Annotated in this window: 5 protein-coding genes; all 5 read right to left on the minus strand. The window is 56.0% G+C overall.

The window, feature by feature from the left end; translation table 11 throughout:
• Positions 1-231 precede the first annotated feature (231 nt).
• The 5 genes from CP49_RS44960 to CP49_RS22215 all read right to left on the minus strand — a co-directional run bounded on the left by CP49_RS44960 (position 232) and on the right by CP49_RS22215 (position 2,938).
• Complete coding sequence (locus CP49_RS44960) at positions 232-408, minus strand: hypothetical protein (protein WP_156438578.1); 177 nt, start codon at positions 406-408, stop codon at positions 232-234.
• Positions 409-606: 198 nt separating this feature from the next.
• Entirely contained in the window at positions 607-909 is a 303-nt protein-coding gene (locus CP49_RS44965; protein WP_156438579.1) for a hypothetical protein, read from the minus strand.
• A gap of 288 nt (positions 910-1,197) precedes the next feature.
• Positions 1,198-1,425 (minus strand): hypothetical protein, encoded by a 228-nt coding sequence (locus CP49_RS44970; protein ID WP_156438580.1) that lies wholly within the window; start codon positions 1,423-1,425, stop codon positions 1,198-1,200.
• A gap of 508 nt (positions 1,426-1,933) precedes the next feature.
• Positions 1,934-2,122, minus strand: coding sequence for a hypothetical protein (locus tag CP49_RS44975; RefSeq protein WP_057852324.1), 189 nt, complete (start codon positions 2,120-2,122; stop codon positions 1,934-1,936).
• Between the two features lie 579 nt (positions 2,123-2,701).
• A complete protein-coding gene (locus tag CP49_RS22215; RefSeq protein ID WP_057852325.1) occupies positions 2,702-2,938 on the minus strand; it encodes a DUF6894 family protein in 237 nt (78 codons plus the stop codon).
• Positions 2,939-3,240: the final 302 nt, after the last annotated feature.

Below are 3,240 nucleotides of genomic sequence, written 5' to 3' on the forward strand. Positions count from 1 at the left end.
AAATATGCGCCTCCGGCACTGCCGTTCAAGCCAGTCATCCTGCCACAATCAAACTGACCTACTACCGGGCTTTCCGTCCGGACGTTTGACAAGTTCAAATGAGGGAACGTGGGTGCTTTTCCACCACGACTCTAGCGCAGCCCCGCAGGCCGTGCAGACCGCGTTACCCGTATGCGGTACCGATGGCAAACTGAGCAGCGTCGAGTTGGGGATCATTCCATTTCTTAGAACTCATTTAGTTTTCCCCTGCCAGCCCTCGGAATGTTTGGCGATCCACTCGGCGGCCTGTTGTTCGGTGGCGAAACCCTTGACTACTTCCGTCTCGCCATCGGGCCAAAGAACATCGACCACCCAGCCAAATCCGGGATTACCTTTTCGCGCCACGAAAGCGGGTCGGTATTCGGACATCTCGGGAATATGCGCCTACGGCGCGCCGGTTCAAGCCGGTCGTCCGACAACAATCAAACCGACCGACCGCAACCTGCGGTCGATGGCAATAGTGCACCTGCGAAAGCCGCTCGTGAGGGCTTGGCTACTGCGCGTCCGGTGGCATTCGCGGCGTCAGCTGGCCGCTTCTGGATCTCGCAAGAGCGCCAGGGGGTGATCTCATGGTTTGAATTTATCGTTTTCCGCCGCGATATCGTCGTCGGTAGCCTCTTCGGCGGCCACCAATTCCTGGGCAAGGCCGCGCCGAAAATCACGCTCCGCTGTTTCCATCAGCCCGGCCACCAAATCTTCCGGCACTCCGTCGATCGCAGCATCTTGATAGACTTCGGCGTCGACTGAATAAGTGAAGCCAGTTGCCGGGATGCCCTCGACGAAAATGCGAACCTTCCAACCGTTTAACGTCGGGATCGCGCGAACTTCGTAGACCTTGCCGCCGTGTTCGAAGGTCGTAGCCTTATGCATCGCACTCTCCAACTGCCATGGCGGGCGCCGCGCAAACGCACAAAACTACCCGGCGGGGAATTGTCAAATCAGCAAATCAGGCGGGCTTTTTGCCCAAGGATCCAACCCCGTCTCGCGCGATACGCCGATCTGGAAACTCGTCAGCTTGATCATGTGGACCGGCGGCTTACAGCGACATGTTCCGCAGGATCAGCATCGGAAACCAGTCCTCAACCCACATGACAAGTACGATCGGAAGGCCGAAGAGGTAGGTAAATGGCAGCCCAAACCTTTAGAGCTCGGGGCATGTCATTCCCCCCTGATGATAACTTCGGGTGGCTCGATGACCTTTATGCTGTCCCCTCCACTGGGGAATCCGATGATGGATGCCTTCTCTTTTTCGATCCAAAAAATGCTCGTCGCATTTTCTATGTTCACATAAACAGGCTGCTTGTTCATATCGGTACATTTGATCCAGTTCATATCGGCCTCCTGCTTTCCGCTAAGCTTACCACAGCTTGGACAGTTCAGTTCCATCTGCCGCTTCCTTGCCGTTGCAGAGGCCGCGCGACCGGTCGCCCGTGCGGCGATTCATGTTGGCAGAGTCTCGAGATACCCGGCAGATCGAAAGGCACTCAGCGGGCCGCCCACGCGGTCTCGCTCGCTCTCTCGCCGATGTCCGCTTGGAAGCGGATAGTGTTGAAAAAGTCTTTTTGGGGTGACGACCAAAATTTTTCAGGACCGCTGATGCCTTTCGCACGCGGCGATATGAGGGACCACATCGTCTCACACAAAAACGACCACGGAGCTTCGTATTGGCGCTACGCAGTATTGCAGTGGTGGAGTCGGCTAAAAATTGGCTTTTGCGAGATTCTCGGCGTCGTTCAATTTTCGACTTTTGCAACGCTATCAAGCGCATTCCGGACTCAAGTCAAACATCGCGCTGAGTCCGAAAGGTGCCAACAGGCGACGTAGGGCTTGGGATAAGCCGCCAACTGAGGCGGCTTTACGTTCTCTTCTCGGATGCTTGCGCCAGCTTGATCCATTAGCCAGCCAGCCGTAACCACGCTTCCTTGTCGAGTGGGTTTATCGCCAGCTCGGCCTGTTGGCGGCATTCGTCGGCTTGCGCGCGAAACCGCGCGACATCCTGATCGGACATGCCATCTGAATAGTCCTTGTCGCCATTCTGTTCAATGCTCAGTCGGGTGAGCGCAGGCCGGGGGACGTAAGCCATTCTTGCATGTCCGCGGCTGCCTCAGCGTGCCGCGCTTTACGGATCAGTTTGTCACGCTCGATTCCTGGGTGGGCACCTTCCTTTTTCCGGAGGCGTTGCACTTCTTCGATTAGGCGCTGATCTAAGGAAGATGTCTGTTTGAAACGGCGTCGTTGCATGGCGCTGCTCCTCTGTACGAGGAAGGCGGGAGCGCAATCGGCGTTCTCATCACCGAAAAAAGCCGAGGACGGGCGGTGATGGCTTACTGTCCGCCAGCCAGAGCAGCAAAGCCAGAACAATAATATTAACTCTTGGCCAGAACTGCTGGCGGGGCTTTCTGAGGCATCATGATCGGCCCGGCGACAAGACGATAAGTCGGCACCCAAGCCGAGTTCCAGGTTTCAATGGTCTTGCTGCACACTGTGCATTCGAAGCTGCTTATCTGGCGTCCAGGGACCATGGATTCCGTGCGGTTGTAAACCGCGCCACACTGACATGATCGGTGATGAGATTCGGACATCCCGCTTTATGCGCCCGTAATTCAAAACAGGCCACTATCAATTTCAAACTAAGCCACTGGGTCGGAATACGGCCAGCGCCTTACTCTTTGAGGGAGGTTGTTTCAACGACTGCCAAGACCCTGAGGACAGGTCCGTCGCCGTCGCGGACCTCTATCACAACGCGTCCCTCTGCGTGGCGATACGTCAAGTCCTTGACTGCTAAACCGACAGTCTTGAGCGCTTCCTTCCGTGCAATGGTCGCGCTGGGCAGCTCCTCGCCAGCGTCGTCTCTAAGGATGCCATTGGCATCGTGGAAATCAAAATAGAACCTTGCCATTAGCCGATCCGCAGTCGCTTCGAGGCGCGGTCCTCCAACCAGACAATTATGAAGCCTTTTTGACGCTTTCGTCTGTCCGGCGGCCGACAGAAATTGGAATAGGACGACACGAAAAACCCGACACGAATGCCGGGCTGATCGCAAATAAATTTCAAACATCGGTTATGGGGACAACAGACCAACATCCGCCCGCGCGGTCTGCGCACAAAGATACATCGTCAGTCGCGCCTATCCGGTCCGAAAAGTGCCGATACTGTTGCAAAAGTCTTTTCGCGGGATGGGACTCAAATTCTCCGAGCCGT

The organism is Bradyrhizobium valentinum (assembly GCF_001440405.1).
Classification (GTDB): Bacteria; Pseudomonadota; Alphaproteobacteria; order Rhizobiales; family Xanthobacteraceae; genus Bradyrhizobium; species Bradyrhizobium valentinum.

Bases quoted from the DNA above. Each gene is read 5' to 3' on its own strand.
- CP49_RS44960 (WP_156438578.1), bottom strand. From the start codon at position 408: ATGTCCGAATACCGACCCGCTTTCGTGGCGCGAAAAGGTAATCCCGGA.
- CP49_RS44965 (WP_156438579.1), bottom strand. From the start codon at position 909: ATGCATAAGGCTACGACCTTCGAACACGGCGGCAAGGTCTACGAAGTT.
- CP49_RS44970 (WP_156438580.1), bottom strand. From the start codon at position 1,425: ATGGAACTGAACTGTCCAAGCTGTGGTAAGCTTAGCGGAAAGCAGGAG.
- CP49_RS44975 (WP_057852324.1), bottom strand. From the start codon at position 2,122: ATGGCTTACGTCCCCCGGCCTGCGCTCACCCGACTGAGCATTGAACAG.
- CP49_RS22215 (WP_057852325.1), bottom strand. From the start codon at position 2,938: ATGGCAAGGTTCTATTTTGATTTCCACGATGCCAATGGCATCCTTAGA.